Genomic DNA, 1,749 nt, shown 5'->3' with positions numbered 1-1,749 from the left:
CTAGAGCACCGGACGGTTTGAAGGTACCCCAGTCTTTTGGGCCTGAACCCGAGGCGATTCAAGGTGCCGCTGCCAGGACTCGATGTTCTGGAGGGTAGCGGCACGGCGCAGGTCATAGGTGTTCTTGCGCACTCCGCGGTAGCGGGCTCGCCGTCCCTGTCGGCGAGACAGATGGGCCAGCCGGTGCTCCACCTTCACTCGTTCTCTGAGCCGTGCGCGGCCCGCCGGCGACTTCACCAGTTTGTGCAGTCGCTGCTGGAGAGCTTCATCCTCGGCAATGCGTATCATCCGCCCGTGCTCGGGTTGAGCCGTCGTGCACTCGGCACGTAGAGGACACTGGCCGCATACCTGTGCATCGAATTCCACGACAACCCCAGGTTTGAAGGGCAGCCTCTGGCCTCCTGGACACGCCACGGTCCGGCTCCTCATGTCCAGCTTGAAGACGGACTTGGGCAACAGCTCTCCATTCTGTGATGCCCAGGGCTTGCACAGCACCTCTCCTCGCCGCTCCAGCACCGACTCCACCACCGGGCTTTTGATGTACCCACGGTCGATGTACAGCTCACCAATCTTCATTCCCTGCCGTTGCATGTCCTTTTGGAGTTCTGGGGTGGCCTCCGCCTCCGGCCGATTGGCCGGGGTGACGGTGCACGCCACGATGAGGTCCAGTTCCAACTCCGCGGCGATGTGTTGTTTGAAGCCATTGAAGCGCTTGCTCTGGCTCTTGCGGCCGTGCCGCATTTCGCCATCTTCCACCGACACGCGCCTGTCCGGCGCCACGGCCTGGCGGATGCGCACTCCTCCTCCGTCCGGGTCCGGCTCCAGGTCCTGGCCGCGCAACTGCTCGAGCGTCTCGAGGTGCCCCGCCAGCGGCTCCTGCGCGAGCTGCTCGGGCAACTCCCGCCGCAGCCATTGCACCAGACTGTCCAATTGCTGGATGAGGACTTGAAGCGCCCGGGCCCTCTGCCCGGCTTCATTCCAATCCACATCCAGCGCCTTCTTCACGCTCGACTCCAGCAGCAGGGGGATGCCCGCCTCGCGGCACACCCTGTCCGTGGAGCACTCCAGCAGCCCCGCGACGCATGCCACCACCTTGCGCGCGGCATGGCCCAGCAAGTTGAAGGTGTCCTCGACGCGGCCTGCTCCCTCCAACGGGCGCGAGTCGATGGCCACTCGCAGCGAGGACTTCAGTGCGCGCCAGCCGAACTCCTGCTGGCCCATGGCCACCTCCACGCTCTTCTCCAGCAGGCGCCGGTCCATGTTGGCGCCAATGAGGCGGTGGCGGAAGTCGCACAAGGCCCCCTTGGAGAAGGCCGGCTCGCTGTGGCCCAGGCAATCCAGCACCATCTGCACGCGCAGATCGAAAACAGTCAGCTCCACCATGGTGGCATCGGAGGCGCCCAGGTACCCCTGAAGGAGCGTGGCCATGGCCATGCGCGCCGGAGGCAGCGGCTCTTTTCCCGCCCCCGTCTGGCGATACATGGTTTCCAACTCCGCCTGGAAACTCTCATCGAAGAGCTCGTGGCGGTGTCGGCGTAGGAACGCGAAGAGCTTTCCGGTGCTCTTCATCCGCTCAATGATGCGCTCCTCCTGCTCGCTCAACTCTTGCTTGGGCCTCCACCGCTCTATCTCCATGGTCACCTCACTCCGCCCCACGGCAGAAGTAAGGTGCCCATCCCGCCCCCTCCCTGTCGAGCCTTCCTCTAAACCCTCGATATCTCTAGGGCTTCAAACCGTCCGATGTTCTAG

General features: G+C 64.3%; 1 protein-coding gene. It reads right to left on the bottom strand.

Annotated elements, in window-relative coordinates; translation table 11 throughout:
- Positions 1 to 1,635, bottom strand: coding sequence for an IS1182 family transposase (locus tag MJ639_RS17765; RefSeq protein WP_243375684.1), 1,635 nt, complete (start codon positions 1,633 to 1,635; stop codon positions 1 to 3).
- Between the last annotated feature and the right edge of the window lie 114 nt (positions 1,636 to 1,749).

Source organism: Microvirga solisilvae (genome assembly GCF_022808595.1).
Classification (GTDB): Bacteria; Pseudomonadota; Alphaproteobacteria; order Rhizobiales; family Beijerinckiaceae; genus Microvirga; species Microvirga solisilvae.
Note: the sequence above shows the minus strand (reverse complement) of the source record. Positions and strands in the feature narration are given on the sequence as shown.

Bases quoted from the DNA above. Each gene is read 5' to 3' on its own strand.
- MJ639_RS17765 (WP_243375684.1), bottom strand. From the start codon at position 1,635: ATGGAGATAGAGCGGTGGAGGCCCAAGCAAGAGTTGAGCGAGCAGGAG.